Source organism: Pseudanabaena sp. PCC 9330 (assembly GCF_055795045.1).
Map to the genome: position 1 here is coordinate 69,011 of NZ_JAYFES010000078.1, position 26,714 is coordinate 95,724.

Annotated in this window: 23 protein-coding genes and 1 pseudogene; 11 read left to right on the forward strand and 13 right to left on the reverse strand. The window is 58.3% G+C overall.

Annotated elements, in window-relative coordinates; translation table 11 throughout:
• Positions 1 to 134 precede the first annotated feature (134 nt).
• Entirely contained in the window at positions 135 to 1,475 is a 1,341-nt protein-coding gene (locus AC0QKW_RS06635; RefSeq protein WP_473150274.1) for a hemolysin family protein, read from the forward strand.
• A 123-nt stretch (positions 1,476 to 1,598) separates the two neighbouring features.
• On the opposite strand, the gene AC0QKW_RS06640 is transcribed toward AC0QKW_RS06635, so the two are convergent.
• From AC0QKW_RS06640 to petB, 8 genes are all read right to left on the reverse strand, one after another.
• Entirely contained in the window at positions 1,599 to 2,390 is a 792-nt protein-coding gene (locus tag AC0QKW_RS06640; protein ID WP_473150275.1) for a peroxiredoxin-like family protein, read from the reverse strand.
• Positions 2,391 to 2,492: 102 nt separating this feature from the next.
• A complete protein-coding gene (locus AC0QKW_RS06645; RefSeq protein WP_473150276.1) occupies positions 2,493 to 3,380 on the reverse strand; it encodes a M23 family metallopeptidase in 888 nt (295 codons plus the stop codon).
• A 173-nt stretch (positions 3,381 to 3,553) separates the two neighbouring features.
• Positions 3,554 to 3,751: a hypothetical protein gene (locus AC0QKW_RS06650; protein WP_473150277.1), complete on the reverse strand. Its 198-nt coding sequence runs from the start codon at positions 3,749 to 3,751 to the stop codon at positions 3,554 to 3,556.
• Between the two features lie 68 nt (positions 3,752 to 3,819).
• Positions 3,820 to 4,386, reverse strand: a complete 567-nt coding sequence (def, locus tag AC0QKW_RS06655) for a peptide deformylase (protein ID WP_473150278.1) — start codon at positions 4,384 to 4,386, stop codon at positions 3,820 to 3,822.
• 159 nt (positions 4,387 to 4,545) lie between these two features.
• Positions 4,546 to 4,944 carry a hypothetical protein gene (locus AC0QKW_RS06660; protein WP_473150279.1) on the reverse strand — a complete coding sequence of 133 codons (399 nt, stop codon included), beginning with the start codon at positions 4,942 to 4,944 and terminating at the stop codon, positions 4,546 to 4,548.
• Positions 4,945 to 5,067: 123 nt separating this feature from the next.
• On the reverse strand, positions 5,068 to 5,511 hold the full coding sequence (locus tag AC0QKW_RS06665) for an ATP-binding protein (RefSeq protein WP_473150280.1): 444 nt from the start codon (positions 5,509 to 5,511) through the stop codon (positions 5,068 to 5,070).
• A 131-nt stretch (positions 5,512 to 5,642) separates the two neighbouring features.
• Positions 5,643 to 6,125 carry a cytochrome b6-f complex subunit IV gene (petD, locus tag AC0QKW_RS06670; RefSeq protein WP_473150281.1) on the reverse strand — a complete coding sequence of 161 codons (483 nt, stop codon included), beginning with the start codon at positions 6,123 to 6,125 and terminating at the stop codon, positions 5,643 to 5,645.
• Positions 6,126 to 6,261: 136 nt separating this feature from the next.
• The gene (gene petB / locus AC0QKW_RS06675) at positions 6,262 to 6,930 is read right to left on the reverse strand and encodes a cytochrome b6 (RefSeq protein WP_473150282.1); all 669 of its coding nucleotides are present in this window, start codon (positions 6,928 to 6,930) and stop codon (positions 6,262 to 6,264) included.
• A gap of 484 nt (positions 6,931 to 7,414) precedes the next feature.
• Between petB and ctpA the strand changes: the two genes are divergently transcribed.
• The 3 genes from ctpA to infC all read left to right on the forward strand — a co-directional run bounded on the left by ctpA (position 7,415) and on the right by infC (position 10,838).
• Positions 7,415 to 8,653 carry a carboxyl-terminal processing protease CtpA gene (gene ctpA / locus AC0QKW_RS06680; RefSeq protein ID WP_473150283.1) on the forward strand — a complete coding sequence of 413 codons (1,239 nt, stop codon included), beginning with the start codon at positions 7,415 to 7,417 and terminating at the stop codon, positions 8,651 to 8,653.
• A gap of 19 nt (positions 8,654 to 8,672) precedes the next feature.
• The gene (locus AC0QKW_RS06685) at positions 8,673 to 9,926 is read left to right on the forward strand and encodes an HD domain-containing protein (protein WP_473150296.1); all 1,254 of its coding nucleotides are present in this window, start codon (positions 8,673 to 8,675) and stop codon (positions 9,924 to 9,926) included.
• 438 nt (positions 9,927 to 10,364) lie between these two features.
• A complete protein-coding gene (gene infC, locus AC0QKW_RS06690; RefSeq protein ID WP_473150297.1) occupies positions 10,365 to 10,838 on the forward strand; it encodes a translation initiation factor IF-3 in 474 nt (157 codons plus the stop codon).
• A gap of 196 nt (positions 10,839 to 11,034) precedes the next feature.
• Here the strand turns inward: infC and AC0QKW_RS06695 are convergent.
• The 5 genes and pseudogenes from AC0QKW_RS06695 to leuA all read right to left on the reverse strand — a co-directional run.
• Positions 11,035 to 11,280: pseudogene (locus AC0QKW_RS06695) on the reverse strand (ABC transporter permease); the annotation flags it as partial.
• Positions 11,223 to 11,531, reverse strand: a complete 309-nt coding sequence (locus AC0QKW_RS06700) for a response regulator (RefSeq protein ID WP_473150298.1) — start codon at positions 11,529 to 11,531, stop codon at positions 11,223 to 11,225. The pseudogene AC0QKW_RS06695 and the gene AC0QKW_RS06700, both read right to left, overlap by 58 nt.
• 52 nt (positions 11,532 to 11,583) lie before the next feature.
• Positions 11,584 to 13,533: a M48 family metallopeptidase gene (locus AC0QKW_RS06705; RefSeq protein WP_473150284.1), complete on the reverse strand. Its 1,950-nt coding sequence runs from the start codon at positions 13,531 to 13,533 to the stop codon at positions 11,584 to 11,586.
• A 2-nt stretch (positions 13,534 to 13,535) separates the two neighbouring features.
• Positions 13,536 to 14,126: a LemA family protein gene (locus AC0QKW_RS06710; protein WP_473150285.1), complete on the reverse strand. Its 591-nt coding sequence runs from the start codon at positions 14,124 to 14,126 to the stop codon at positions 13,536 to 13,538.
• Positions 14,127 to 14,430: 304 nt separating this feature from the next.
• Positions 14,431 to 16,113 carry a 2-isopropylmalate synthase gene (leuA, locus tag AC0QKW_RS06715; RefSeq protein WP_473150286.1) on the reverse strand — a complete coding sequence of 561 codons (1,683 nt, stop codon included), beginning with the start codon at positions 16,111 to 16,113 and terminating at the stop codon, positions 14,431 to 14,433.
• 531 nt (positions 16,114 to 16,644) lie between these two features.
• Between leuA and xseA the strand changes: the two genes are divergently transcribed.
• The 7 genes from xseA to AC0QKW_RS06750 all read left to right on the forward strand — a co-directional run bounded on the left by xseA (position 16,645) and on the right by AC0QKW_RS06750 (position 26,380).
• Positions 16,645 to 17,886: an exodeoxyribonuclease VII large subunit gene (gene xseA / locus AC0QKW_RS06720; protein WP_473150287.1), complete on the forward strand. Its 1,242-nt coding sequence runs from the start codon at positions 16,645 to 16,647 to the stop codon at positions 17,884 to 17,886.
• 57 nt (positions 17,887 to 17,943) lie between these two features.
• Positions 17,944 to 18,162 (forward strand): exodeoxyribonuclease VII small subunit, encoded by a 219-nt coding sequence (gene xseB / locus AC0QKW_RS06725; protein ID WP_473150288.1) that lies wholly within the window; start codon positions 17,944 to 17,946, stop codon positions 18,160 to 18,162.
• Positions 18,163 to 18,861: 699 nt separating this feature from the next.
• A complete protein-coding gene (gltB, locus tag AC0QKW_RS06730) occupies positions 18,862 to 23,472 on the forward strand; it encodes a glutamate synthase large subunit (RefSeq protein WP_473150289.1) in 4,611 nt (1,536 codons plus the stop codon).
• Positions 23,473 to 23,542: 70 nt separating this feature from the next.
• Positions 23,543 to 24,178 (forward strand): HNH endonuclease, encoded by a 636-nt coding sequence (locus AC0QKW_RS06735; RefSeq protein ID WP_473150290.1) that lies wholly within the window; start codon positions 23,543 to 23,545, stop codon positions 24,176 to 24,178.
• A gap of 78 nt (positions 24,179 to 24,256) precedes the next feature.
• Entirely contained in the window at positions 24,257 to 24,484 is a 228-nt protein-coding gene (locus tag AC0QKW_RS06740; protein ID WP_473150291.1) for a hypothetical protein, read from the forward strand.
• On the forward strand, positions 24,474 to 24,884 hold the full coding sequence (locus AC0QKW_RS06745; protein WP_473150292.1) for a putative toxin-antitoxin system toxin component, PIN family: 411 nt from the start codon (positions 24,474 to 24,476) through the stop codon (positions 24,882 to 24,884). The genes AC0QKW_RS06740 and AC0QKW_RS06745 overlap by 11 nt, the downstream gene beginning before the upstream one ends.
• An 11-nt stretch (positions 24,885 to 24,895) precedes the next feature.
• On the forward strand, positions 24,896 to 26,380 hold the full coding sequence (locus tag AC0QKW_RS06750; RefSeq protein ID WP_473150293.1) for a glutamate synthase subunit beta: 1,485 nt from the start codon (positions 24,896 to 24,898) through the stop codon (positions 26,378 to 26,380).
• The last annotated feature ends 334 nt before the right edge of the window (positions 26,381 to 26,714 follow it).

Consider the following 26,714-nt stretch of genomic DNA (forward strand, 5'->3'; position numbering starts at 1 on the left):
TGGAGGGCGATCGCCCTCGTCAGCAGCCTATATGCGGCTGCCTTCATAGACGAGGTTAGACACAAATCTATGGCTCAATCCATTATTCTGAGGGGCAAGCCCAATGCAGTTTTAATCCCTTTAACGCCTAACCTATGTCCGCCATTGCTTTCGAAGGTGTATTCATTCTGCTGCTGATTGTAGCCAATGGGGTGTTTTCAGGCTCAGAGATTGCTCTGGTGTCGGCCCGCAAGGCCCGCCTCGAGCAGAAGGCGAGGCAGGGCAATACCAAGGCGCGGCTGGCTCTCAAGCTGGCCAATAACCCCAACAATTTTTTGTCGACGGTGCAGATCGGTATCACCTTGATTGGCATTCTCAGCGGTGCCCTGGGGGGTGCCACTGTGGCCAACAGCCTGCGCCTGAAGCTAGACCAGGTGTCTGCCCTTGCCCCCTACAGCGACCTGCTCAGTCTAACCATCGTGGTGGGGTTGATTACCTACCTGTCTCTGGTTGTGGGCGAACTGGTGCCCAAACGCATCGCCCTGAGCTACCCAGAGGCGATCGCCTGTCAGGTATCGGGGCCTATGCAGCGCCTCTCTCAGCTGGCCGCCCCGCTAGTGACTCTCCTGGGGATTTCGACCAGCTTTGTGGTGAAGCTGATGGGGCTCAAAGAACGACCCGAAGCCGCCATCACGGAAGAAGAGCTGCGCCTGCTGATTGACCAGGGCACCGAGGCTGGCACCTTTGAAGTGGCCGAACAAGAAATGATGGGGCGGGTGCTGCAACTGGGCGATCGCCCAATACGCTCGATTATGACTCCTCGTACCGACATTGAGTGGCTCAAAGTAGATGCCTCCTTTGCCGAGCATAGCGAGCTGGTCATGCAGAGTGCCCACTCCCACTTTCCGGTATGCAACAGCGGCGTCGACGACTGTGTGGGGGTTGTGTCGCTGAAGGCGCTGCTGCCCAACTACCTCAGTCAGTCGACCCCGCCCGTGACTCTGCTGAGTCTGGTGCAGCCGCCCCTGTTCGTGGCCGAGAGCACCTACGTACTCAAGGTGCTAGAGCTGTTTAAGTCGTCGGGTACCCACTTTGCCATGGTGCTTGACGAGTACGGCGGGGTTGAGGGGCTAGTCACCCTCAATGACGTAGTGGAGGCGATCGTCGGCGATCTGACCTCCATCGAAGACGCCGACGCTCCGATGATGACCCAGCGAGAAGATGGCTCTTGGCTGCTCGATGGGCTATTGCCTGTGCCCGATCTCAAAGAACTGCTCCATCGCGAACAGCTCAGCGAAGACGAAGACAACTACCATACCCTGGCAGGCTTTGTGATTCGGCATATGGGTCGCATTCCCACCGCAGGCGACTTTTTTGAGTGGCAGGGGCTGCGCTTTGAGGTGGTCGATATGGATGGTCGCCGAGTCGATAAGGTGCTGCTCGAAAATCTGCCGCCGCGATCGCCCGCTACCAAACCCTTGGAGTCAGCGACCTAGCCTGTTGATCAAACCCCAGCCCCTCGATTCCCAGCAGGGCAACCCGTGGGGGCAAATACAAGTTCCTCTGCCAGATCAGGTATAGCTAAGCAAGATTTGTCAAAAGCCAGGCCATAGCGATTCTCAATTCCGTATAGCCTTGGGGACATAGGCTTCCAGAAAGGCCAGGGGATTGGCCATGGTCTCGGCAAAGCCAAGAATGCCGCGATCGCTGTGGTTGTACAGCAAATTTCCCTCGCTATCAAACAAAAACGTGCCGCCCCGCTGAGTCAGGTAGGCCGCATCGGGCACGTAGGTCTTCCAGTTACTCAGCACTTCGGTCATGTTGCGCAGGCGCAGAGTGGCCAGCTCAATGGGCCGCTGAAAACCATCACCGCCAACGATGTCAAAGGCTTTGCCGGTCAGGGGCGGCAGTGGCCCAGCTTTGACCACTTCGTCATCGCCAATCAGCTGGGGAGCATGGCGATCGCCCGTATAGCCCCGCAGCACCTCCCGCAGCGTACCAGGACTTTTGATGCCCGCACACATCAACATCAGGTTGACCCAGGCGGCCTGCCCCGGCTTCAGCCCCGGCAGTTTGAGGGTGAGTCCCTTGTAGAGGCCTAGCTCTCGGTGCAAAGCAGCCGTTTCATCGACAAACAGCTGTTCAGAGGGGAAACCGGTATAGGCGCAGAACTTTTGGCCCGAGGCGCGATCGCCGATACCCACCGCCCGCACCGCAATACCTCGCTGCCGCAGGGTCTCTGCCTCCCGCTGCACCCACCAGGCATACTCCAAACTGTCGAAGTCGCCCAGCTGCGACCACACCAGCACCAGTATTTGGGTTGCTTGCTCACAGCCGGTGAGCAGAGGCATGCTGTCGCCATCACTCACCCGCTGGCGGCTAGTGCGGGCCAAAATCTCATAGGTGCTCATGCCATCTTTCCTGACGCGACTGGTAAGCATTGCTCAGCAACACCTTGGCGGAAAGCGCCGCCGGGGCTACAGGCATAGCCAAGATTAACGCAGAGACCCGCGCTACTGAAACCCGCTGGCCATCCACGGCAGCTGGTCGACGCTGACACCATTGACGTAAAGACCCCAGTGCAGGTGTGGCCCGGTGGCGGCCCCCGTATCGCCCACAGCGCCAACTACCTGGCCCGTTTGCACAAGGTCGCCCTCACGTACATCGATGCGGCTGAGGTGAATCATGATACTCAGCACCCCCTGGCCGTGGTCGATGCCCACAGTGTTGCCGTGGAGCTCAAAGCCATCGGCCACTCGGCCCACCAGGGCAATACGGCCAGCGGCTGGCGCAGTCACCGGGGAGCCGGTGGGGGCGGCATAGTCTAGCCCCCGGTGGTAGTAATCTTGAGCAAACACCCCATTGTAGTAGCGACGCACGCCGTAGGGGGTGCTGGTACGACCCTGGCTTGGGCGCACCAGTGGCCCACTCCAGTAGCGCTCAGGGGTAACCAGTGTCTTAAAAGCGGCGACCCGGTCAAACTCACGCTGGGTGCCCAGGTTGCTACGACTGGGCGATAGGGTAATGCGCTGGGTCGGGAAGTTGCGATTTTTAAGCCCCACCGCCAGATTGCGGGTCTCCCCTGTGCCGATCACGCGAATCACCATACGCCCTGGTGGATCGAGGGGGCTAGTGGGTATCAGCGCCCGATATTGACCATTGCCGAAGGGGAAGGTGGGATATTCGGTACGGTCATTGACGGTGACAAGGGGTTGGTTGGAGGCCGGGGTGCGGGGAATAGCGATGACCGAGATGGTATCGCCCAGCTCAGGGGCAGTGGGGTTGAGCACCACATCGTAGGCCTGAGCCCGACGGCCAATTAAGATTGCTGCAGAACCCGCTGCTGCCGAAGCTAGCAGCGATCGCCGAGTCAGTAGGGGGGTGTCTCGGGGTAGCTCCATAGCTCTATCCTCAGTGAGTAGTTTCTATCGTAGATGCTGTCAGTATAGCGATGACCCTTGTGCTCCCCCTCCTCGCAAGCAAAAACCGAGACAGCACAAAGACTACCTAGGATTCCTGCGATCGCATCCCTTGCCCACCTCAGCCCCAAAATACTGCCCTGCTCTTGGCTGTTCTACTCTTGATTGGCCTTGGCGTCTTTGACGGCAGCATAGAACAAAAAGATGACCAGGGGCAGACAAAGGCCCAAAATGATGGTGGTGGGTACAGTGCCCCAGTCAGGGCTACCGGAGGATAGTTCAAAGACAGATCCCACGGCAGCGATCGCCGCCACGCAAGAACCACCCAGCAACAAGCCACTTTTAGGGGTCACAGAAAATTCTCCTCATACTGCCCTTGTCGGGGGCTAGTGCCGCCCCACCGAGGCAGTCTAACACGTTCCTAGGGGGTCACCGGCTGCACATCTTTGGCATAAAAGCCGTTCTTTTTGAGCTCTTGATTCAGGGCTAGGGCATTCTCAACGCGATCGACAAACAGCACCCCAGTGAGGTGATCCATCTCGTGGAGAATGCAGCGGGCCAGCAGGTCGCTGGCCTGGAGCTTCTTAGGCCGACCGTTCTCATCTTTGTAAGACACTTCTAGGGCCGCTGGGCGCACCACATCCAAATACACGCCAGGAATGCTGAGACAGCCCTCCTGGCCAGTGGCGAGCTCCTTAGAGACCTTGACGATCTGAGGGTTAACCAGCACCAGGGGCTGGTTAGCAGCATTCTCTGGGTCAATATCGACCACCAGCAGCTGTTTGTTGACCGCTACCTGGGGTGCCGCCAGACCAATGCCGTCGGCGCTGTACATGGTTTGCAGCATCTCCCGCACCAGGGCACGAATCTCATCGTCTACCTTAGCCACTCGCTTGGCGGGCTGGCGCAGCACGCGATCGCCCAGGGTGTGAATCTCTAGGGGCGGCTGCTTAAGCTTGGTTTTTTCAACTTGAATGGCGGCGGGCATAGGTGCGTTCTGGGTAATAGCGTTCTGTAATCTATCCTAACAACACAGACTCACTTCGACATAGGAGTTGGTATCAGGAGGGCATTAATCTTTCTCCGGCCAGGTATTCCTAGTCTGCCTCTAGCCAGATATTTTCAGTCTGCCTCTGGCCAGGTATTCTTAGTCTGCCTCCGGCAGAACGGATGTAGCGGTTACATCCACCACATCTAAGGCGGTGACGTCAATGGTACCCGCCTCGGCCAGCCGAGAAAAGCCATCGGCCTCGGTGCGCAGGGCACTGCCACAATTTAAACAGGTGGTCTCAGAGCCTTTAATGCCGGTCACTGCGGTGGCACATACTGGACAAGCACCCTGTACCAGGTTGCGCCGCAGCCAAAATCTCAGCCCCAAAAAGGCCAGCACTGGCGTCACCAGCACCAGCACTACTAGCGCCGCCAATGACTTGACGATCCAGCCCAAGCCCACGGCCCCCAGCAGCCAAACCACCCCAAATAGAGTGAGCCAGCAGCCCAGCCCCGAAAAATTGAGCTGAATTTGGTTAGATCGGTTGAAGTTCACAGTAGGTGGTCTCCGTGGAGCGAAGGGAGGACGTACCCAGGGGTGCTGACCTCATCCCGTATTGTAGCGCCGGGGTCAGGGCGTCAGATCTACCTAGGCTTGATGACCACCGCTAATAGTTGCCTAGGTCAGGCAAGTGCCGTACTTCACAATTGACAGACAGTTGCGTCCGTCTTGGGAGCGGTAGTAGGTTACCTTATCCGCCAGGCGACGCAGTAAAAACCAGCCATAGCCACTGTCGAGCAGTTCTCCGGGCTGGGGTTCGGGCAGCAGCTCTGGGTTAAAGGGGTCGCCATGATCCCAAATGCGAATCTCCACCCGGTCAGTGTCGAGGGCCAGGTCGATGTCAATGCCAGTTTCGGGAGGCAGGTGGGCGTGGGCGTGGCGCACAGCATTGGTGAAACCTTCGGTCAGGGCCAGGGCAAGGCGATCGTAGTAGCTGCTCACCCAGGCCGAGTCTCCCTCGATGGATTGGCAATTATCCCGAAACCAGCGCTGTACCTGAGCTATCAAGTCTAGCTTGCTGTCCACCTGCAAATGTTTCTGCCTGTTGCTTGTTCGCGCCATAGACCTTCCTGTATCAGCTTTTACCAAAGCCGCCAAATTTAGCTTAGCGAAAGAGTATACCCATAGCAAAAAGACCTGCGCAAAACGATACAGTTCTACGCAGGTCTTGCACTATTAGTCGAGATTCAACCCTAGAACAAGCCCAGAGTTAGAGATTCGCTAATGGGGAAGGTAGCGCCAATACCCAGCCATAGGGTTACCGCCGTGCCAAACAAGAACACTGTGGTAGCCAGAGGACGACGGAAAGGGTTTTGGAACTTGTTGATGCTCTCGATGAAAGGCACCAGCATTAGCCCTAGAGGAATAGCGGTCATCGCGCCGATGCCCAGCAGCTTGCTGGGTACGATGCGTAAAATCTGGAAGGTAGGATACAAATACCACTCAGGCAGAATTTCGAGCGGGGTGGCAAAGGGGTCAGCAGGCTCACCCACCAGAGCGGGGTCAAGCACGGCGAGAGCCACACAGCAGGCAATGGTGCCGAAAATAACCACGGGGAAGATGTAGAGCAGGTCGTTTGGCCAGGCGGGCTCGCCGTAGTAGTTGTGCCCCATGCCCTGCTTGAGCATCTCTCTTAACTTAGGATCGCTGAGATCCGGTTTTTTAATGGTCGCCATTTAAAAGCTTCTCCTGTTACAGCCGGTTGGGCTTGGCCCAAAGTTTAAACCATTTAACTGGGGCAATCTGTGCAGCTGAAACCAAACGTCATGCCCCTAAAGGGGTGCCCTAAGGCAACCCCACTCTTCTACCCTCTTACAGAGGGCCAGAGATGCCCTGCTTGCGAATCATCAGGAAGTGCAACAGCATAAACACGGCGATCGCCCAGGGGAGAACGAAGGTGTGTAGGCTGTAGAAGCGGGTCAGGGTCGATTGACCCACGGCTTCGCCACCGCGCATGAGCTCAACCACAGTAGAACCCACTACAGGAATGGCACCGGGTACGCCAGACACAATCTTCACCGCCCAGTAGCCCACCTGGTCCCAGGGGAGAGAATAACCGGTAACACCAAAGGTAACGGTGATTACCGCCAGCACTACGCCCGTCACCCAGGTGAGTTCACGGGGCTTTTTGAAGCCGCCAGTGAGATACACCCGAAACACGTGGAGAATCATCATCAGCACCATCATGCTGGCAGACCAGCGGTGAACCGACCGAATCAGCCAACCGAAGTTGACGTCGGTCATCAGGTACTGCACAGAGCTAAATGCTTCAGTGACCGTAGGCTTGTAGTAAAAGGTCATCGCAAACCCAGTAGCAAACTGGATTAGGAAGCAGGTCAGGGTAATACCGCCCAGGCAATAAAAAATATTGACGTGGGGCGGCACGTACTTGCTAGAGATATCGTCGGCCAGGGCCTGAATCTCTAGCCGCTCGTTAAACCACTGGTAGGCCTTAGAGTCGGTAACTTGCTTAGTAAACATGAAGCGGTTAACTCTATATATCTATAATTGCCATCAATGAAAAATGTAACATAGCCGTAATGGCAACGCTAAGTTCTCATTTGTAGATTCTAAGCCCTGGGGAGCATACCTTTGGAGTCAAACGCCGCGATCGCCGCAAAAGCTTTACCCTAGGGCATCAACCAGCCTCAAGGTAGCGATAGATTTTGCCTGGGAGCTTGCAACATTTTGTTACATTGAGCGGTCAGATTTGGCCTCAAGGCGGCGATCGCATCCCCACTCATGCCTCAGTACCTGGGTGGCCTGCCAAAGCCGGCAAAAGTCGGGAATTGTGATTGGGCGATCGCAATCGGGAAAAATTTGGTCAGAATACACTAATGTGGAGCGCAAGTCTGAGGGCTGGGCTTGCGTCGATGCTCAAGAATTAGGCATAAGCCCTTAAAGCTATAGCGTCAGCACCTCCTGCTAGCTGTCGGTTCACTATCTGCCGTTGCCGTCGTAATCTATGTTCAGACCTTTGCTGCGCCTCAGTATTCTCTGCCTTTGTCTGGTTGGGCTAGTGGTAGGTGGGGTAGCCACCGGGCCAGCCCTAGCCCTGACCGAAGAGCAGAATCTAATCGCAGAGGTCTGGCGCATCGTCAATCGAGCCTATGTCGATGAGACTTTCAATCACCAAAACTGGTGGTTTACTCGCCAGCGTGCCCTCGACAAGCCCCTGACCAGCCGCGATGACACCTACAAAGCCATTCAAGACATGCTGGTGGGTTTAGAAGACCCCTACACCCGGCTGCTGCCTCCTAGCCAATACCGCAGTCTACAGACCAATACTGCTGGAGAACTCACTGGGGTGGGCCTGCAAATTTCTAAGGATGAGACTCCGGGCTGGCTGCGGGTGATCGCCCCAATCGAGGGATCGCCCGCCGAGCAGGCAGGCATTCAACCTCAGGATTTGGTGCTGGCGATCGATGGCGTCGACACCCAAGATTTAACCCTAGATGAAGCGGCTGCCCGGATGCGAGGCCAGCGCGGCACCTCCGTGACGCTGCAATTGCGCCATGCCGAAGACCAGCCACAGCAGGTCTCTCTCACGCGAGACACGATTACCCTTAACCCCGTGGTAACGGCGCTCAAAACATCACCTACAGGGCAGCAAGTGGGCTATCTGCGTCTAAGTCAGTTCAACGGCAACGCGGCGGAGAAGGTAGCCGAGGCCATTCGTCAGCTGGCTGACCAGGGGGCTGAGGCCTACTTACTCGATCTGCGCAACAACCCCGGCGGCCTCCTTCAGGCTGGGATTGAAATCGCCCGCCTGTGGCTGCCCCAGGGCACCATTGTCTATACCGTCAATCGCCAGGGCATTCTCGACAGCTTTGAATCGTTTGGCCAGGCCATCACCGATGCGCCTTTGGTGGTGCTGGTGAACGAAGGTACGGCCAGCGCCAGCGAGATTTTGGCCGGGGCGCTGCAAGACAATGGCCGGGCCACCCTGGTGGGAGCGACCACCTTTGGCAAGGGGCTGATTCAGTCGCTGTTTGACCTGTCTGACGGAGCTGGGCTGGCGGTCACCGTCGCCAAGTACGAAACTCCTGCGCACCACGACATTAACAAGCTGGGCATTACCCCCGATCGCATGGTGGCCAGTGTGCCTCTGACCCGCGACACCGTGGCCACCGAGGCCGACCCCCAGTACCAGGCGGCCCTAGAGATGCTGAGCCAGGCAACGGTTGTGGCCAGTGCGTCTTGACCCCAGCCCCCAAGCCGGGATGCCCAAGGCCAGTCGCTCTTACCACGACCCCCTGCACGGGGCGATTACCCTCCATGTCAGCGATCGCGATGAGGCGCTGCTGACCCGGCTGATCGACACCCCTGCCTTTCAGCGGCTGCGGCGCATTCGCCAGCTTGGCCCGGCCAGTCTCACCTTTCACGGGGCCGAGAGTTCGCGTTTTACTCACTCTCTGGGGGTGATGGCGATCGCCCGACGGGCCTTTGACATGCTCCAGCGGCGCTACCCCGATCTCGCCCCCCACCGGGCCACGGTGCTGGGGGCGGCGCTGCTCCACGACATTGGCCATGGCCCCTTTAGCCACACCGCCGAAGAGGTGTTTGGCCTAGAGCATGAGCAGTGGACCAGGCGCATCATTCGCGAGCTGCCAGAAATTCACAATCTGCTAGAGAGCCATAGCCCAGGGTTGAGTGAGGCCATCGATCGGGTCTACACTCACGAGCACCCGGTGGCCCTGGTGTGGCAGTTGGTGAGCAGCCAACTCGACTGCGATCGCCTCGACTACCTGCTGCGCGACAGCTACTTCACCGGAGCCAGCTACGGCCAGCTCGATCTAGATCGCATTCTCATGGCCCTGCGCTACGAACCCGAGAGCGGGCAGCTGGTGGTGGCCCCCAAGGGTCTATCTGCGATCGAGCACTACCTGGTGGTGCGTCACTTTATGTATGTGCAGGTGTACAACCATCCCAAAAATATCTCCGTTACCTGGCTGCTAGAGCGGGCCGTTGAGCGGGCCAGGTCTGACCTGCACCTGGGCAAGCTGGAAGCCGACCCCACGGTGACCGCCTGGCTGCTGACCCCAGACCACCCTCTGGGTCTCGACACCTACCTGGCGGGCGACGACATTGTCTTTACCTATCACCTCCAGCGGTGGCGACACAGCCCTGACCCGCTGCTGGCCGACCTGTGCCGCCGCTACCTCGATCGCGACCTGCTCAAGACCCTAGAAGTTACACATTTATCTTCAGACCAACAGCAGCAGTTACTCGCGGCAGTACAAGCCCACCTAACCCAGCAGGGCTACAGCGGCGAACACTACAGCGGCCTGCGCCGCACCTGGAGCCGGGGCTACACCACCTATAACCAGGGCATCTGCGTCTACAGCGACAACGCCTTTGTCGATATCAAAGATCTCTCGCCGCTGGTGCAAACCCTCAGCCAGCCCTTTGAGCGCACCTGGCTGCTGTACCCCCGCGAGATTCACCCCTGGCTGCGTGCTTTGGGGGATATTTAGCCCACAAGCTCAGTGCAATGAGCTGCCGACCTGGCCCCCATTCGCGAGGCCTGCCTTTTAGCGGGGCCGCAACATGGGCGATCGGGGGAGCAGTTTAAATCGTTCTTCCGCCTTGCAGTACTCGCGTTCTGCCAATCTCAGTTTGGCTGCTCCGTTACAAAGTTTCATTTTGGAAAAGAGCACCCGGCGGCGGGGAGATATAGCTGTAATCGGCCCAGCATAGCCTTTAGGGTGAAACTAAAACGGCCCCCAATTTGCTAAGGTACCTACAGGTTAAGTCCTGGGATCTTCCCGAATCTGGGTTGTTGCAGCTCCCCCCGTCCTCCTATTGACAGGAACAAAGGGTTTGCCACCATAGGCGACAGTCCAGGGAAACCCGCTGTATATCTCTTTTTGTAGAATTCGGAGATTTGTCTTATCGCTAAGAAACAAAAAGCCATTGTCAACCGCGACATCAGAGACCCTGAGGTGCTACTGATCACTCAGACTGGCGAAAACCTGGGCGTCACCGACACCAGAGAAGCCCTGAGAATGGCCAAAGAGAGCAAGCTCGATTTGGTGGTTGTCTCCCCCAGCGAAGACGGCCCATCCGTAGCCAAAATTATGGACTACGGCAAGCTTCAGTACCAGCAGAACAAGCGCCAGAAGCAGACCTCTCGCCCCTCCGTTAAAGAGGTCAAATTTCGCCCTAACATTGGTGAATCTGACTACACCCTGCGCATCAACCGAGCTACTGAGTGGTTGAGTAAAGGGGATTCGGTCAAGTTTTTAGTGCGGCTGCGAGGGCGAGAACACCAGCACCGCGATCGCGCCACCGATCTGCTGAATCGGGTAGTAGAAGACCTAAATACCGCTGGCAAGGTGCAGTCCTTTGACCACCGCGCCCTCACCCTATTTTTGTCGCCATCGTAGCCTGTCGGCACAGCCTACTTAAAAAAAGCAGGGGTCGGTCGACTCCTGCTTTTGTGTTGAAGGACTGCTTCAATGGCTAAACCTAGTATTCCCAGGCCGTCTGCTCCCCTTGCACCGGGGGACGATCATCTTTAGCCACCTTGCGGCTATCCCCCCAAGGTACAAACTGGGCGATCGCAACCCGCCACCCCTCCGGCTACTTGCCACTCCAGTGAATCCCGCACTTTTCGTCCAGCCAAAACAGCCCGTTGAGCGCATAGCCCAGCAACCCGGCCATCAAAATCGATGCGTACATATCCTGCACATTCAGCACCTGCTGAGCATCGATAATTCGTTTGCCCAGCCCCGACTCGGGACCGATGAACATTTTCGCCACAATCACAATTACCAGGACGATGCTAATGCCGCTGCGCAGGTCAATAAAGGCCTGGGGCAGGCTCTCGCACTGGGGTGACGGCGGTTTGGCCTCGTCGCAGCAGAGCCCGCAGTTCCTTCTAGGTGAAACGGTTTGACCATGTAGGCGTCGGCCCCGGCACGAGCGGTGAGCATGAGCACGGGGGTGGTGAAGCCGCGATCGCGCATCCGCCGACACAGGCCCATGAGCTTGGACAGGGTGACATCCATCAAAACCAGAACGTGGGCGATCGCGCTGATCTGCTGCCACCCAACTTCGCCGTCGCTAAATGCATTCAAACGTTTGAACACTTTTAGGGTTTCTGAATAGCTTGCTCAGCGTAGCGAATAGCTATGAGGTGAGAAAAGGCGGGGCCGGGCAGTCGAGGGTGATCACCACCGCTCGCAGCAGACTCATCTCGGCGGGAGTAACGTTGTTGTCGGCCAAGGCCGTGTGGGCGCAGGCATCTACGATCGCCTGTTTGAGCTTGGGTGTGGCCTGCCCCAACCGACTCAGCCCAGTGGTCAAATCGGCAGGGGTGACGGCGGGCAGTTCGTTGGGGGACGGCTGCTTTTTGGCCCCCGGCAGCTGGGAGATCCCGAGTTTGAAGGCATAGAGAGCATCGTCAGGACGGCTGTGGCCGACCTTGGCCAGCAGGGCCAGCAGATTGAGGGCATCGCCCCAGAGCATATCGAGGCTATCGAGGCTATCGAGGGATTTGTTAGCTGGTGAAGCTAAGGGAGCCAGGCGTTTGTGCAGCACCAGGTAGAGGGTATACCCCGTCAGCAAGAGTCGGCCACCGGGCTGGCTGAGCACCTTGACCGTTTTCAAGAACTGCTCTCGGGGCGCTACCTCTAGCTGGCTCAGGGCCGGTACCAGCGCCTCCACCAACAGCAGATCTTGGCCCGGCTTGAGGTTGCTTAGGTATTGATAAAACTGCCCTACCTGGCTTTTGCAGTCGGCACCATAGGTTTTGGCCAGATACTCGATCTGCTGAGCTTGTAGGGCAGGCTTGGTGCGCACCAGCAGCGCAAAGACGACATCGCGGGCGGCGGTAGCGTCGTGGAGGGCCGCTTTGAGCACGGGGTGAAGCTCGGTGAGCAGCGATCGCACCTGGGTTAGCTGCTTGGCATCGGTGGTGCCCAGGGCCGTGAGAAACTGATCCGCTGATGGAGAAAGGCCTGAGGATGCCGCCGCAGCTCCCCGCAGAACCGTAGCAGTGCCTCCCTGGAACCCCATCACCAGACCATTTTCTTCACCCAAGGTGGTCGGGAAAGACTGGCCGCCCAGGGGCTCGCCCTCGGGAACGGACACCTGCCCCAGGCGGCGCAGCCGTTCGCCCAGGGGTGGGTGGGTGGCAAACCAGCCGCCCAAAAACGACAGGCTGCCGTTGGCCTCGCCAAAAAACAGGTGGCTGGCAGTTTCGGCCATGGGGGCAGTCACGGCAGAGCCTGCCGACAGCTGACCAATCTTGCGCAGCGCCCCAGCAATGCCGTTGGGGTTGCGGGTGTACTGCACCGCTGAGGCATCGGCCAAAAATTCTCGCTCGCGGGCGACAGCACTTTTGATCAGCCGCCCTCCCAGCAATCCCAGGTAGCCAATCACCACCATGGCCATGGCCGCCGCCAGAAGGGCAAATTCGCTCTTGTCGCTGTCCTTTGAGCGGCGGGCAGATCCGGGGTAGTAGGTCCAGCGCAAGATCACCCGCCCGGTAATGTAGATCAGCAACAGCCCGTGGATCACCCCAATCAGCTTGAGGTTGAGGCCCATGTCGCCGTTGAGAATGTGGCTAAACTCGTGGCCGATTACCCCTTGCAGCTCGTCGCGGTTGAGGGCATCTAGACAGCCACGGGTAACCCCAATCACGGCATCGTTGGCGGTATTCCCCGCCGCAAAGGCATTGATGCCAGGCTCGTCATCGAGCAAATAAATGGCAGGAATGGGGGTGCCCGAGGCCAGAGCCATTTCGCTGACCACGTTGATCAGCCGTTGTTCGTCGGGGTCGTCGGTGGTGGGGTCGAGCCGCCGCCCGCCTAGCCCCTGGGCAATGCTGTGGCCACCGTTGCTGAGCTGGGCCATTTTCGTCGCGCTGCCCACCGCCATAAAGCCCAGGGTGCCGCTGGCCACCCAAAACAGCAGGCCGGGTCGCCAGTATGTCCCCAGGCCGGGGTGTGAAACGGGCACAAAAAAGAGGGCAACGCCGTAGAAGGCGGCAATGATCAGGGCGATCGCGAGGCCAAACAGCAGCAGCAGCTTGGTGGTGTTGTGCCGGGCCTGATCTTGATGTTCAAAGAAATTCATGGCTAGCTAAAGCTCACCCGAGGCACCGCCTTCACCTCGGGGGCGCTCTCTTCGAGCAGCTGGGCAGGGGTGAAGTTAAAGCTGCCAGCAATCAGGTTGCCGGGAAACATTTCTCGCTGGGTGTTGTAGAGGGTAACAGCGTCGTTAAAGGCCTGACAGGCAAAGGCAATACGGTTCTCTGTAGAGCGCAGTTCTTCGATCAACTGGGCCATGTTTTGGTTGGCCTTGAGGTCGGGGTAGGCCTCGGAGAGGGCAAAAAACCGGCCCAGGGTGCTGTCGAGGGCACCTTCGGCCACTGCGAGCTGGGTCATGGCGCGGGGGTCGCCGGGGGACTGGGCGGCCTGGCGGCTGGCACTCATGGCGCTGTTGCGGGCGCTGATGACGGCGGCCAAGGTTTCTTTCTCGTGGGCCATGTAGCCCTTGACGCTCTCCACCAGGTTGGGAATCAGGTCGTAACGGCGGCGTAGCTGCACGTCGATCTGGGCGTAGGCGTTTTGGTAGCGGTTGCGCCCCGTCACCAGACGGTTGTAGAGATTGACCAAAATGACCGCTGCGATCAGCAGAATGGCCACCAGTAGGATTATGGCCCCCATGGGTGAAGTCCTCAAAAACAGCGTGAAACGGCAGGCAAACTAGGCTTGCAAGCCGTTGTATTACTGTTAGCGTGCCCAGGAGACTAGATCAGGAACCAGGGGGTTAAGAAATATCTCTGGTGGGGCTGTCGTCGAGGCAGGGGAGGTATCGATGTTTCCTGGTGGGCCTCACCCCCAGCCCCCCCCCGAGGAGAGGGGAGCCGGAAAAGCTCAAAGTCTCGCTCCCTGAAGGAGAGAGATTGAGAGTGAGGCCCACAACGCTAGCCCAGCGAGGGCGCACAGCGGTTGCAGTGCCGGGCTAGGGCTAGGGCAAAATCCGCTGCCGTTGCGCTGGAGGCAGCGTGGCCAACCCTCGATTTGCCGCACTGAGCACGGCCAGCAGCGAGGCGGTGACAATGCTGCCGTGAATGCCGACGCCGTGGATAGTGCCCTCTAGCCAGTCGGCGGCAATTTCGATCAGCGCGATCGCATCGGCATCACTGCCATGGCCGATTGCTTTCTCCTCATAGCTGTGTACCCGAATGCCCAGGTTCAGCGCCGCTACAAAGGCGTCAATAGGGCCGTTGCCCTGGCCTTCGCGGGTCAGCGTGTCGCCATCGCAGTCCAGGGTTGTGGAAATCGCCGAGGGGCTTTCGTCATCGCGCCAGTGGTGGCTGACGTATTTAAACGGCGCATTGGCCCGCAGATATTCCTGCTCAAACAGATCCCACAGCATGGGGGCGGTCATCTCCTTGCCAGTGGCATCCATCGCCCGCTGCACCACCTGGCTAAACTCAATCTGTAGGCGGCGGGGCAGGCTGAGGTTGTAGTCGCGCTCCAGCAAAAAGGCAATGCCGCCCTTGCCCGACTGGCTATTGACCCGCACCACCGACTCATAGGAGCGACCCAGATCCGCCGGGTCGAGGGGCAAGTAGGGCATATCCCAAAGGTCTTCAGGATTTCGGGCCGCAAAGCCCTTGCGAATGGCATCTTGATGGGAGCCGGAGAATGCGGTAAACACCAGGTCGCCCACGTAGGGGTGGCGGGGGTGAATGGGCAGTTGGGTGCAGTCTTCGACTATGCGGGCCACCTCGTTAATGCGCGAGAAATCTAGCCCTGGGTGAATGCCCTGGGTGTAGAGGTTGAGCGCCAGGGTGACAATATCGACATTGCCGGTGCGCTCGCCGTTGCCAAACAGGCAGCCCTCAACCCGATCGGCCCCGGCCATTTGGCCCAGCTCGGCGGCGGCGATCGCACAGCCCCGATCGTTGTGGTTGTGCACGCTCAAATCCACGCTGTCGCGGTAGGCCAGGTGGCGGTGCATCCACTCCACCTGGTCGGCAAACACGTTGGCGGTAGCGCTCTCCACCGTGGCGGGCAAGTTGATGATCGCTTTGCGATCGGGGGTCGGCTGCCACACGTCGAGAACGGCATTGCAGATATCGCGGGCAAACTCTAGCTCCGTCTGCGAAAACACCTCCGGCGAATATTGAAAGCGCCACTGGGTTTCGGGCCGTTCAGCGGCCAAATCGCGAATCAGGGTGGCGGCCTTCACCGCCAGGTCGATGGTGGCTGCTTTGTCGTTGCGAAACACCACCCGCCGGAAGACCGGAGCCGTGGCGTTGTAGACGTGGACGATCGCCCGCTTGGCTCCAGCTAACGACTCAAAGGTGCGGCGAATCAGGTCTTCCCTCGCCTGGGTCAAGACCTGAATTTCCACATCGTCGGGTATGCGATTTTCTTCGATCAACCGGCGCACAAAGTTAAAGTCGGTCTCTGAGGCTGACGGAAAGGCCACCTCAATTTCTTTAAATCCGATCGCCACCAGCAGCTCAAACATCCGCAGCTTTTGGTCTACAAACATCGGCTCAATCAGCGCCTGGTTGCCGTCGCGCAGGTCGGTGCTGAGCCAGATCGGGGGCTGGGTAATGGTCTGGCTGGGCCAGGTGCGGTCGGGCAATGCGATCGGCGCAAAGGGGCGGTACTTCTCAGCAGGGTTAGTCAACATGGGGGGTGTTTCTCAAAAATTTTCGCAACAATTGACAAATAGCAAGACTCAAAAGGCCATCCTCACCCCAGCCCAGGGGGGAATGGCACTCAAACTCCTAAGCCATAGTCAGGCTTGGGGCAACGCTGTGACCCAGGCCGTAAGGCTGTACCAGGGCCGGGAGCTTTACTCCAGTCAGAGTTTCTCTGCTGGACCTGGGCTTAATCTGTGCGAGGCATTTTGCCTCTATGTAAAAAAGTTAGTTGCGCCCAAGGCGCAGCAGCAGGCCCAGCCCCAGAAGCAGGCTGAAGAGAGGGGCTAAGGATAGCTGCAAATACAACATTGGAGAGGCCCAGTGCAAAAGAGCCCGGTGCAAAAACCTATAACACTCAAATATTATGCGCGATAAAAAATAGCGTCAAGCCGGGAGATAGCTAGCAGTGCAAAATATAGGGCGATCGCCCTCTTGGCGCTAGCTGGTTGATGTTCGCTGCGGTCTGGCCCACACTAGAGACTGGCCCACCCTAGCAATTGGCCCGGCAACGCCCTCCCATGACCCAGTTTGAACTCAACCTGGCCCACACCCCCGCCGCCCTCAGCATCGGTGGCTTGGTGGACTACATTAAAGCGGCCCTCGAAGATGACCCTACCCTGCGCCAGGTGTGGGTCGTGGGAGAAGTCTCTAGCGCCAACCCCCACGCCAAAGGATTATTTTTTACCCTAACTGATCCCGATACTGGGGCGGCTATGAACTGCGTGGTCTGGAAAAGTGCGCAGTTGCGCCTGACCGCGCAGCCCACAGTGGGCGACCAGGTGATCGCCTTGGGCTCGGTGAAGGTGTATCCGCAGCGCAGCAGCTACCAGCTGACCGTGGTGCAGGTGCTGCCCAGCGGCGACGGGCTGAAGGCGCTGCGCTACCGCCAACTGCGCCAGCGTCTGGCGGCTGAGGGGCTGTTTGACGATGAATACAAGCGCCCGCTGCCGGCCCTGCCCCAGACTATCGCGGTGGTGTCGTCGCCCCAGGCGGCGGCTTGGGGCGATATTCAGCGATCGCTCCGCCACCACCACCCCGGCCTCCACATCCTGTTTGCCCCGGCAACGGTGCAGGGTGACAGTGCCCCCGACTCGATCGTAGCGGCGATCGACCGCGTCGCTGCCGACGGTCGGGCCGAGGTGCTAATTCTCGCTCGGGGCGGTGGGGCTAGCGAAGACCTGGAGTGTTTTGACGATGAGCGGGTAGTGCGGGCGGTGGCTAACTGCCCCATACCGGTGGTGACGGGCATTGGCCACCAGCGCGACGAGTCTCTGGCCGATCTGGCGGCAGACTGGTGTGCCCACACGCCTACGGCAGCGGCGATCGCCGCCGTCCCTGCCCTAGCTGATCTCGTCGAGGCTCACCGGCAGCGGGCCGACCAGCTCAAAGCCCTGATGTCTGAGCACCTGTTGTATGCCGAGAACACTGTGCACCGCCTGGGCCAGCGCCTGCTGCGCATTCGCCTCGATCAGCGGGTTCAGCAGCAGCAGCAGCACCTGCAGCAGCTCAAGCGGCGTTTGACTCAAGGTGTACAGGTGGAGATGAGACAGGCCAGCGATCGCACCCAAGCCCTGCGCAGCCACCTGATGACCCTCGACCCCGATACTGTAGTCAGGCGAGGCTATGCCCTAGTGCGCAATGAGGCCGGTCAATTGGTTACCCAGGCCACTGCTGTTACCCCAGGCCAAGAACTGAGCATCCAGCTGGCTCAAGGGCGTCTGACGGTCTCGATTACCCAGATTCATCCACTGCCAGAATGAAGAATCACTCATTCACCTGCTTACCCATCGCTCTGTTCATCCATTTCACCCTTTCCTATGCCTAAAAAAGCCACCCCTACCGAAACTTGGAACTACGAAGCCACCGTCGCTACCGTCGAGGCCGTCATTGCCGATCTAGAGTCTGGCAATCTACCTCTGGCCTCGGTTCTAGAGCAGTTTGAGCAAGCCGTCCAAGCTTTGAACCAGTGCGAAACCTACCTGCAAGAAAAACAGCAGCAGGTAGACTTACTGATTGAGACTCTGGCAACAGATTAGTCTTTTCTACTAATACCTTGCTTAATACATTTATGCATCTTGGCGGAGTCTTGCCTTAGCGTTGTACTAAATCCTCCTTGGCTACCCCTGATTCAGCAGGGCAAACGGTTGTTTGCTCCTGCGGTTAGGCCTTTTGGGAATCGGGGCGACGTGACTCGGGCTTGGTGCTATAGCTATCCTTACCTTCCAGGTAAGGATAGCTATAGGCCTCGAAAATGACTCTGAGCAAACTCTGCGAAAATCAGAGTTTACGGTTTATCGATCGCCGAATCAGGCCCATCAGAACGCGTTTTTTAGGTCTAATTAAGTCGGTCAAAACAGGTGGCAGCGACTTTCAGCTCAGCTTTTTTACTTAGTTCTTTACATGGCGCATTCATTAGCTTAATGAATCGAATAAAACAAAGTTCCGATGATCGCCCCAAAATATGTTCAACTCGAGAACTATGGCTTTTCAACAACAGAAGTCGAGTTCTAGACTGGGATAAGGCTTATCATATCGATTCCTATATTTGTATTCCACATAGCAGAAGTTTGCAAAAGCAAGGGGTTAAGAGCTTTGTGATATTTCGCAAGGTTCGAGTTGCCTGATCCGATTATTTTCTTAAGAGAGCAGTGAGCAGTTCATTCTCCACTACAGAATAGCTAGGCTGGTATGCTATCTGTCCCTGTTTGAGTTCCGTTGTTTTGCGCGATAAATCAATGACCCTATCCCAACTGCCCCAAGCCCAAGGCCTTTACCATCCCCAGTACGAGCACGATGCCTGCGGTGTGGGCTTTATCGTGCATATGAAAGGCGCGCAGTCCCACAGCATTGTGCAGCAGGGGCTAACGATTTTGGTCAACCTATCCCACCGGGGGGCGGTGGGGGCCGAGGCGAATACCGGCGACGGGGCGGGCATTTTGCTGCAAATGCCCCACAAGTTTATGGCCAAGGTGGCGGCGGCAGAGGGCTTTGCCTTGCCCGCACCGGGGCAGTACGGGGTGGGGTTCTTTTTCTCATCGCCGGATGCGGGCGATCGCGCCAAGGGTCGCCGTCTGTTTGAGCGGGTGTGCGAAGAGGAGGGCCAGACCGTGCTGGGCTGGCGCGACGTGCCCACGGACAACACCTCCCTGGGCGATACGGCCAAGGCCAGCGAGCCGTTTATGCAGCAGGTGTTCATTGCGCGATCGCCCGATCTGGCCGACGAGCTGGCCTTTGAGCGCAAGCTGTACATCATTCGCAAGCGGGCTCACTCCGCCATCAACTCCACCGGGGTTGACCCCTACCTGTACGCCACTAGCCTCTCCTGCCGCACGGTGGTCTACAAGGGCATGCTGACGCCGGAGCAGGTGGGGCTGTACTTCCCCGACCTGGCCGACAGCGATATGGAAAGCGCCCTGGCCCTGGCGCACTCGCGCTTTAGCACCAACACCTTCCCCAGCTGGGAGCGGGCGCACCCCTACCGCTACGTGGCCCACAACGGCGAGATCAACACCCTGCGCGGCAACATCAACTGGATGTATGCCCGCCAGTCGATGTTTGAGTGCGACTTCTTTGGCGGCGATCTGGAGCGGGCTAAGCCACTGATCAATAAAGAGGGCAGCGACTCGGGAATTTTTGACAACACGTTGGAACTCATGACCCTGGCGGGCCGCTCGCTCCCCCACGCCATGATGATGATGGTGCCGGAGCCCTGGACGGCCCACGAGTCGATGAGCGCTGAGAAAAAAGCCTTTTACGAATACCACGCCTGTCTGATGGAGCCCTGGGATGGCCCAGCTGCGATCGCATTTACCGACGGCACCATGATGGGCGCGGTGCTCGACCGCAATGGCCTGCGTCCCTCCCGCTACACCGTCACCAAAGACGACCTGGTGATCATGGCCTCGGAAGCAGGTGTTCTCCCCATTGCCCCAGAGAACGTGGCCTACAAGGGCCGCCTGGAGCCGGGCCGTATGTTCCTGGTGAATATGGAGGAGGGCCGCATCGTTTCGGATGAGGAGATCAAGCACCAAATCGCTGCTGAACAACCCTACCGGGAATGGTTGGATCAGCACTTGGTGAAGCTGGGCGATCTGCCGGAGGCGGCAGACACCGTAGGGGTGAATGGCCATTTGCCCCTACCCAACCTCGCGCCCCTGCCGATCCTCCAAACCGCCTTTGGCTACACCTTCGAGGAACTGCGCCTGCTGCTCAAGCCCATGGCTGAGAGCGGCGTGGAAGCCGTGGGCGCAATGGGCACCGATACGCCGCTGCCCGTGCTATCCAACAAGCCGCGGCTGCTCTACGACTACTTTCACCAGCTGTTTGCCCAGGTGACGAATCCGCCCATTGACTCCATTCGTGAGGCGATTATCACCTCCGCCGACACCACCATCGGCAGCGAGCGCAACCTACTCAAGCCTGAGTCCGAGAGCTGTCGGCTGATCAACCTGAAAACGCCGATCATTACCAACGCAGAGCTGGCGAAGCTGAAGAACGCTGGCGAGAGCGGCTTTCCCTCGGTGACGCTGCCGATTGTGTTTAAAGCTGAGGAAGGTGAAGCGGGGCTAGAGGCGGCGCTGAACGGGATCTTTGCGGCAGCGGATGCGGCGATCGCCAACGGCACCAGCCTGATCATTCTCAGCGATCGCACCCTTGACGCCACCCACGCCCCCATTCCCGCTCTGCTGGCGGTGGCGGGCCTGCACCACCACCTGATTCGCAACGGCAGCCGCACTCGCGTCGGTCTGGTGCTGGAGTCGGGCGAACCCCGCGAAGTCCACCACTTCGCCACTCTAATCGGCTACGGCTGCGGCGCGATCAACCCCTACCTGGTGTTCGACACCTTCGCGGGCATGATCACTGACCAGCTCTTGCCGCCGATGGAGCTGGAGAAAGCCTGCCAGAACTTCATCAAAGCCGTCACCAAGGGGGTGATCAAAATCGCCTCCAAGATCGGCATTTCCACCATCCAGAGCTATCGCGGCGCGCAGATCTTTGAAGCCCTGGGCCTCAACCACACCGTTATCGACCAGTACTTCGCCTGGACGGCCTCCCGCATTCAGGGGGTGGGCCTCGACGTGCTGGCCGAAGAAGCCCTCAAGCGCCACCGCCACGCCTTCCCCGATCGCCCCGCCGAGCACGTCACCCTGGATGTGGGCGGCGACTATCAGTGGCGCAAGGAGGGCGAAGCTCACCTGCTCAGCCCCGAGGTGATTCACACCCTGCAAAAGGCGGTGAGAACGGGCGACTATGAGGCCTACAAGCGCTACGCTGCCATCGTCAACGAGCAGGACAAGCAGATGTTTCGCCTGCGCGACCTGCTTCAGTTTAAGCAGCGCGAGCCGATTCCCCTCGACGAGGTGGAGCCCGTAGAGGCCATCACCCGGCGGTTTAAGACCGGGGCAATGAGCTACGGGTCGATCTCTAAAGAGGCCCATGAAGCACTTGCGATCGCAATGAACCGCATTGGCGGCAAATCCAACACCGGCGAGGGCGGCGAAGACCCCGATCGCTACACCTGGACCAACGAAAAGGGCGACTCCAAAAACAGCGCCATCAAGCAGGTGGCCTCCGGCCGCTTCGGCGTCACCAGCCTCTACCTCTCCCAGGCCCAGGAGATTCAAATCAAAATGGCCCAGGGGGCCAAACCGGGCGAAGGCGGCCAGCTGCCGGGCCGCAAGGTCTACCCCTGGATTGCCAAGGTGCGCCACTCCACCCCCGGCGTCGGCCTGATTTCGCCGCCACCCCACCACGACATCTACTCCATTGAAGACCTGGCCGAGCTGATCCACGACCTCAAAAACGCCAACCGCGACGCCCGCGTCAACGTCAAACTGGTGTCGGAGGTGGGCGTCGGCACCATCGCCGCCGGGGTAGCCAAGGCCCACGCCGATGTCATCCTCATCGCCGGGTTCGACGGCGGCACCGGGGCCTCTCCCCAAACCTCGATCAAGCACGCCGGTCTACCCTGGGAGCTAGGGTTAGCTGAAACCCACCAAACCCTGGTGATGAATAACCTGCGCAGCCGCGTCGTGGTCGAAACCGACGGCCAAATGAAAACGGGCCGCGACGTGGTGATCGCCGCCCTGCTTGGGGCCGAAGAATTTGGCTTTGCCACCGCGCCCCTGGTCTCCCTCGGCTGCATCATGATGCGCGTCTGCCACATGAACACCTGCCCCGTGGGCGTCGCCACCCAAGACCCCGAACTGCGCAAGCACTTCATGGGCGACCCCGACCATGTGGTCAACTTCATGCAGTTCATTGCCCAGGAAATGCGCGAGTGGATGGCCCAACTCGGCTTCCGCTCCATTGATGACATGGTGGGCCGCACCGACGTGCTGGAGCCCAAGGCCGCCATCGACCACTGGAAGGCCAAGGGTCTCGATCTCTCCCCCATCCTCCACCAGCCGGAAGTGGGCCCCGAGGTGGGCCGCTACTGCCAGATGGCCCAGGATCACGGGCTGGAGAAATCCCTCGACATGACCACGCTGCTGAAGCTGTGCGCCCCCGCCATTGAGCGTGGCGAAAAGGTCACCGCCACCCTGCCCATCCACAACATCAATCGCGTCGTCGGCACCATTCTCGGCAACGAGATCACCAAGCGCCACTGGGAAGGGCTGCCCGACGACACCGTGCACCTGCACTTCCAGGGCAGCGCCGGGCAGAGCTTTGGGGCCTTTGTACCCAAAGGCGTCACCCTCGAACTCGAAGGCGAAGCCAACGACTACCTGGGCAAGGGCCTCAGCGGCGGCAAGCTGATTGTCTACCCGCCCAAGCAATCCACTTTTGTGCCTGCGGAGAACATCATCACCGGCAATGTGGCCTTCTACGGAGCTACCAGCGGCGAAGCCTACATTCGCGGCCTGGCCGGAGAACGCTTCTGCGTCCGCAACTCAGGGGTGACGGCGGTGGTGGAAGGCGTCGGCGACCACGCCTGCGAATACATGACCGGGGGCAAGGCGATCGTCCTGGGCCGCACCGGACGCAACTTCGCGGCGGGCATGAGCGGCGGCATCGCCTACGTGCTCGATGAGGCGGGCGACTTTGCCACCCGCTGCAACCGCGAAATGGTGGATCTAGAAACCCTGGCAGAACCGGAGGAAATCCGCGATCTGCAAGAGCTAATCCAGCGCCACGTGGGCTATACCGGCAGCGCTTTGGGCCAGCGCATCCTCGATAACTGGGATGCCATGGTGCCCAAGTTCGTCAAGGTCATGCCCCGCGACTACAAGCGCGTGCTGCAACACATCCAAAAAGCCCTCGCCGATGGCCTCACTGGCGACGATGCCCTGACGGCAGCGTTTGAAGAAAACGCCCGCGATGTCGCCCGCATCGGCGGCAGTTAGGCCACCTGTAGGGTGCATTCGCGCCAGCAATGCACCTTACAGAAATTTTCTTCAAAAGTATCCCTCAAACATGAAGAGTCAGTTGCGTGATTGCTTTCTACCCCCTATTGCAGAGCTTGATGAGGCAGCAACTCTACTTGATCAAGCTACTAATGAATTGATTAAGAATGACCTTGACCTCGCAAGAAAGCTTATCAAAGAAGCCGACATGCCAATTATTTGGGATCACATATCCAAAATAATTCGCAAAATCAACCCAGAAGTGCATCACCAAAGTAGGAAGCCATCAGCCACTTTAATTCCTAAAGAAGCCCAAGTCAAAATGCCTGGACTTGCATGTCAACGAACAATACATATTCGTGACGGGTGGCGTTGTCGTTATTGTGGTTGTCGCGTTATTTCTAAGGCTGCTCGAAAAGTTCTCATTGATTTCTTCCCAGTAGAGGCTCGTTGGGGAAGAACTAATTTGGAGAAGCATTGGGCGTTAGGCGCGTTAGCTGCATTCATAGATCATGTTGTTCCAAGGAGTTATGGTGGAAATAATGATCCAGAAAACCTTGTGACTGCTTGCACAGCGTGCAACGCTGGGAAATGGCATTGGACACTAGAAGAACTAGATTTATCAGATCCAAGAAATAAGGACCCTAAGGTAGATGGTTGGGATGGCCTAATGCGTCTTGTTACTCCAAGGCTGAAGATTCCTTAATCTGTCGAGGAATGCACCCATTACAATTTGGCGCATTCGTAAGGCAATGCATTCTACAAACTATCAGAACACAGAACAATGGAGACAAAAACTATTCAAATTCGAGTTAGCGCAGAAGTAGCCGAGCGATTTGAAGCTGCATCCGAAGAGGAGCAGCGAAAAATTGAGGCTCTGCTGAGCTTGCAGCTAGGGGACTTGACTCAACCTAAGCGATCGCTCGAAGAGGTCATGGATTCGATGAGTAACTACGCCCAGTCTCAAGGGCTAACGCCTGAAATTCTAGAATCCATTCTGAATGACGAGTAGCCGTTTTGTTCTGGACACAAACGTTCTGGTCAGTGCTGCCCTTTTTCGTCAGAGCAAGCCTGCCCAAGTCTTTAGAAAGGTTTTAGATACAGGCAATGTTCTGGTTTCAGTGGAAACTTTAGGGGAGCTAAGAAGTGTACTAAATCGAAAAAAGTTTGACCGCTATATTACTTTAGAAGACAAAAGAGACTTCTTAGCGGTCTTGGTGAGGCGATCATCTTTGATTGAACCTTCCTTGAGAATCACTGCTTGTCGAGACCCTAAAGATAATCAGATCTTAGAATTAGCAGTTAGCGGTCAGGCAGACTTTATCATCACAGGGGACAATGATTTATTAGTTCTTAATCCCTTTCAGAACATTCAAATTTTGACTCCAGATATTTGGCTACAGAATCATTAAGGACAACCACCATGGGAAAACCGACTGGCTTTATGGAATACCTGCGGGAAGTGGCGCAAGAGGTCGCCCCCGCCGATCGCATTCGCAACTGGGACGAGTTTCACCTCCACATGCCGGAGGACAACCTCCGCACCCAAGGCGCGCGCTGCATGGACTGCGGCACCCCCTTCTGCCACACCGGCATGACCATCAGCGGCATGGCCAGCGGCTGCCCAATCAACAACCTAATCCCCGAATGGAACGACCTGGTTTACCGGGGCCTGTGGGAAGAAGCCCTCGATCGCCTGCACAAGACCAACAACTTCCCCGAGTTCACCGGGCGCGTTTGCCCTGCCCCCTGCGAGGGTTCCTGTGTGCTGGGCATCACCAGCCCCCCGGTGACGATTAAAAACATTGAGTACTCTATCGCTGAAAAGGGCTGGGAGTCGGGCTGGATTACCCCCTCCCCTCCTCAGCAGCGCACCGGCAAAAAGGTGGCGGTGATTGGCTCTGGCCCCGCTGGCCTGGCCGCCGCCGCCCAGCTCAACTCGGCGGGCCACTGGGTGACGGTGTACGAACGGGCCGATCGCCCCGGTGGGCTGCTGATGTACGGCATCCCTAACATGAAGCTGGATAAGAAAGAGGTGGTGCAGCGCAGGCTGGATGTGCTGGAGGCTGAGGGCGTCATCTTTGTGTGCAACACCGAGGTGGGCAAAGACATTTCTGCCGAAAACCTGCTGAAGGAGTTCGATTCTGTCGTGCTCTGCACCGGCTCCACCAAGCCCCGCGACCTGCCCATTGAAGGCCGCGACCTGAAGGGCATCCACTTTGCCATGGAGTTTCTCACCGCCAACACCCAGGCGCTGCTGGATGGCTACCCCGGCAACGACTACATCTCGGCAGCGGGCAAAGATGTGGTGATCATCGGCGGCGGCGACACGGGCACCGACTGCGTGGGCACCTCCATTCGCCACGGTTGCACCAGCGTCACCCAGGTGGAGATCATGCCCCAGCCGCCGGAGACGCGATCAGCCGCCAACCCCTGGCCCGAGTGGCCCAAGGTCTACAAGATGGACTACGGCCAGGAAGAAGCCGCCGCCCTATTTGGCGACGACCCCCGCGCCTACCTGACCACCGCCACCAAGTTTGAAGGCGATGAGCAGGGCAACGTGAAGGCCGTCCACACCGTGCAGATTCAGTGGGGTAAAGACGAGAATGGCCGCTTTGTGCCGCAGAACGTACCCGGCACCGAGAAGGTGATCCCGGCCCATTTGGTGCTGCTGGCCATGGGCTTCCTTGGCCCCGAGCAGCCGTTGATCGATGCTTTGGGCCTAGAAAAAGATGGCCGCAGCAATGTGAAGGCCGAGCACGAGCAGTACACTACTTCGATTCCCGGCGTGTTTGCGGCGGGGGATTGTCGCCGGGGCCAGAGCCTGGTGGTGTGGGCCATCAACGAAGGGCGCGGGGCGGCGCGGGAGTGCGATCGCTACCTGATGGGCACCACCGAACTGCCCTAACGCGCTCGTTTAGAAACCGGGTTTCTTGCCCCAAAGGCTAGAATTAGCTTTCAATAAGGATCAACAGAAACCCGGTTTCTCGCTGCTTATAAACAATACATCCAAGACTGACTGGGCCAGAATTGACGAAATGGCAGATGACGACATCGACACGTCAGACATTTCGCCGCTTGATAAAGCATTTTTTGTAAAAGCAAAGCTACAAATGCCTCAACAACGCCCGAAAGAACCATTCAAGCTGACTGCCTGACACATCTTTATGCGGCCTCCCAAGGCGGTAGTTGGCAGCGCAAGGACTGGATTCTAGAGAACCAGATGCGGTCATAATATCGGG

Bases quoted from the DNA above. Each gene is read 5' to 3' on its own strand.
- AC0QKW_RS06635 (WP_473150274.1), top strand. From the start codon at position 135: ATGTCCGCCATTGCTTTCGAAGGTGTATTCATTCTGCTGCTGATTGTA.
- AC0QKW_RS06640 (WP_473150275.1), bottom strand. From the start codon at position 2,390: ATGAGCACCTATGAGATTTTGGCCCGCACTAGCCGCCAGCGGGTGAGT.
- AC0QKW_RS06645 (WP_473150276.1), bottom strand. From the start codon at position 3,380: ATGGAGCTACCCCGAGACACCCCCCTACTGACTCGGCGATCGCTGCTA.
- def (WP_473150278.1), bottom strand. From the start codon at position 4,386: ATGCCCGCCGCCATTCAAGTTGAAAAAACCAAGCTTAAGCAGCCGCCC.
- AC0QKW_RS06665 (WP_473150280.1), bottom strand. From the start codon at position 5,511: ATGGCGCGAACAAGCAACAGGCAGAAACATTTGCAGGTGGACAGCAAG.
- petD (WP_473150281.1), bottom strand. From the start codon at position 6,125: ATGGCGACCATTAAAAAACCGGATCTCAGCGATCCTAAGTTAAGAGAG.
- petB (WP_473150282.1), bottom strand. From the start codon at position 6,930: ATGTTTACTAAGCAAGTTACCGACTCTAAGGCCTACCAGTGGTTTAAC.
- ctpA (WP_473150283.1), top strand. From the start codon at position 7,415: ATGTTCAGACCTTTGCTGCGCCTCAGTATTCTCTGCCTTTGTCTGGTT.
- AC0QKW_RS06685 (WP_473150296.1), top strand. From the start codon at position 8,673: ATGCCCAAGGCCAGTCGCTCTTACCACGACCCCCTGCACGGGGCGATT.
- AC0QKW_RS06705 (WP_473150284.1), bottom strand. From the start codon at position 13,533: ATGAATTTCTTTGAACATCAAGATCAGGCCCGGCACAACACCACCAAG.
- AC0QKW_RS06710 (WP_473150285.1), bottom strand. From the start codon at position 14,126: ATGGGGGCCATAATCCTACTGGTGGCCATTCTGCTGATCGCAGCGGTC.
- leuA (WP_473150286.1), bottom strand. From the start codon at position 16,113: ATGTTGACTAACCCTGCTGAGAAGTACCGCCCCTTTGCGCCGATCGCA.
- xseA (WP_473150287.1), top strand. From the start codon at position 16,645: ATGACCCAGTTTGAACTCAACCTGGCCCACACCCCCGCCGCCCTCAGC.
- xseB (WP_473150288.1), top strand. From the start codon at position 17,944: ATGCCTAAAAAAGCCACCCCTACCGAAACTTGGAACTACGAAGCCACC.
- gltB (WP_473150289.1), top strand. From the start codon at position 18,862: ATGACCCTATCCCAACTGCCCCAAGCCCAAGGCCTTTACCATCCCCAG.
- AC0QKW_RS06735 (WP_473150290.1), top strand. From the start codon at position 23,543: ATGAAGAGTCAGTTGCGTGATTGCTTTCTACCCCCTATTGCAGAGCTT.
- AC0QKW_RS06740 (WP_473150291.1), top strand. From the start codon at position 24,257: ATGGAGACAAAAACTATTCAAATTCGAGTTAGCGCAGAAGTAGCCGAG.
- AC0QKW_RS06745 (WP_473150292.1), top strand. From the start codon at position 24,474: ATGACGAGTAGCCGTTTTGTTCTGGACACAAACGTTCTGGTCAGTGCT.
- AC0QKW_RS06750 (WP_473150293.1), top strand. From the start codon at position 24,896: ATGGGAAAACCGACTGGCTTTATGGAATACCTGCGGGAAGTGGCGCAA.